Origin of the sequence: Leptolyngbya sp. BC1307 (assembly GCF_002286735.1) — a bacterium.
Taxonomy (GTDB): domain Bacteria; phylum Cyanobacteriota; class Cyanobacteriia; order Phormidesmidales; family Phormidesmidaceae; genus Phormidesmis.
Window position 1 is genome coordinate 1 of record NZ_NRTA01000124.1, and the last position, 1,848, is coordinate 1,848.

At 45.4% G+C, this 1,848-nt stretch carries 3 protein-coding genes; 1 reads left to right on the forward strand and 2 read right to left on the reverse strand.

Going from position 1 to position 1,848, the window contains the following annotated elements:
* Positions 1–379: 379 nt before the first annotated feature.
* Positions 380–925: a dual specificity protein phosphatase family protein gene (locus tag CKL79_RS22275; protein WP_121971693.1), complete on the reverse strand. Its 546-nt coding sequence runs from the start codon at positions 923–925 to the stop codon at positions 380–382.
* A gap of 312 nt (positions 926–1,237) precedes the next feature.
* Here CKL79_RS22275 and CKL79_RS22280 point away from each other — a divergent pair, with 312 nt between their 5' ends.
* Entirely contained in the window at positions 1,238–1,618 is a 381-nt protein-coding gene (locus CKL79_RS22280; protein ID WP_121971694.1) for a cation-transporting P-type ATPase, read from the forward strand.
* Here CKL79_RS22280 and CKL79_RS22285 read toward each other — a convergent pair.
* Positions 1,603–1,848 (reverse strand): transposase (locus CKL79_RS22285; protein WP_170943920.1); only part of this gene is annotated, 246 nt, incomplete at its 5' end. The genes CKL79_RS22280 and CKL79_RS22285 overlap by 16 nt on opposite strands.

The window sequence follows — 1,848 nt, forward strand, 5'->3', positions numbered from 1 at the left end:
GGTTTCCTTCATCTGCTCATCTAGCATCCCCTAGCCTCTCTCAACTGACTTAACTCCGCCTTATAATGACCGGTAATGTATTTTATTGCCAGCCCCTTAGCTGAAGATTCAGGTACTTATGCAGCAGTTATGACTGATAAGCACCTCATACCCATACTTAACCTTGCAAGAGTGATCAATAACACCCTGCTTCTACGGACTTACACAGCAGAAGTATCATATAGCTTCTGTAAACGGGGGCGTTATCCCGCAAAAGTGTCAGGTAAGCTAAAGATTGAGGGTGTTATGCAGCAGATCTGACGTTGAATATATAGTTGTGCTGCTCAGCTTGTTGATGGGGCAGTAGCTTGAAGCAAATTGTTGGGTGTTCGGTATCAAGCTAGATAAGTTTGTTTCTGAAGCAATGACAATCTTCCAACAACCTATTTAGTTCCTCAGCAACTTTCCAAGGGTTTCGACCTTTGAATGGGGCTGCAATCACGGCTTCGTAAGGATTCATCCCAGTTTGCTTAACGGCAGCGATCGCTAATTTGTTGGAAAATCCACGTCCAGCCACAAGCCAAGCCGCTAAAACGTGCCCTGTGCGCCCAATGCCGCCGGAGCAATGAACAACTACTTTCTCATTTTGTTGGTTGGCAATGGCTAAAAAAGGCAAAATCTGGTGAGCAAGAATTTCGCGGGCAGCAAAGTTAAAATCCTCAATCGGTGCCCAGCAAACTTGATCGATTCCGAAAACTTGTCGATAAACGCCAAGCAAATCCGAATAGCGAACTAGCTGAGTTTTTGGCAATAAACAGCAGACACGCTGAATGCTTTGGTTCTGCATGAACTCGATCCACTCACTGACTTGCTCATTAGTGTAGCCAGGTCGAGCAGAGCCAAATACGATGAGTTCATCTTCTGAAGCCGCAGCAAATCTGAACATACTATGTTATCAAGCTGTTTACCAACCCATATTATAAGTTTTCATATAAACTCAGAGTGTCAAAATGAGGATCGAGTATTCTATAAGAAGGTTGCGTTGTTCGCACATCACAACAACGCTGTTGCAACGGACTGTCGAGAGCTGTTGGTGTAGATGCGAAGGATATTTGCAACCGCTGAACAGCACCGTTAGCCTGCTAAATGAACGGTAGGGAAACAACCGAAACTTTGTTTGTTAGCGTTCAGAATCAAATAGTGATCGCAGAGCAAGGTAGATAAAATGAGTTGATATTAACCATTCAGGTATTTAGGTATGGCATCTTCTACACTTGAGCATCTACCTGAACAGCAATGGCACCAAATATCGACTGCTGATGTTGCGGCATCTCTTAAGACAGATTTAGCAACGGGGCTGTCGAGTTCAGAAGTACCTCAACGTCAAGAGCGCTATGGCTTCAATGAACTGAAGGGGAAAGCCGGAAAGAGTCTTGTTGTTCGCTTTCTGATGGAATTCAATCAACCTTTGATTTATATTCTGCTCGTGGCTGGCATCGTGACGCTGCTGCTACGGGATTGGGTAGATGCAGGGGTGATTCTGGGCGTAACGTTGATTAATGCAGTGATTGGGTTTATCCAAGAATCGAAAGCTGAAAATGCGATCGCGGCTCTAGTGGAGCGTCAGAGCTTAATTTGAGGATAAATGGAAATCAGTTTACACCGAGCATCCTCAACTTTCATTTGCCAGTCAACCCCTCGTTGAGTGTTGTTGATATCCGTTGACCAAGCCGCAATTTCGCTGCGGATGGTTTCGATATCCTCGAATCGTCTACCGTCAACACATTGACGGGTCATCGCGCTCAGCTCGTTCTCTGCGACATTCAGCCAACTGCCATGCTTCGGGGTGTAGCAAAACTCAATGCGCCG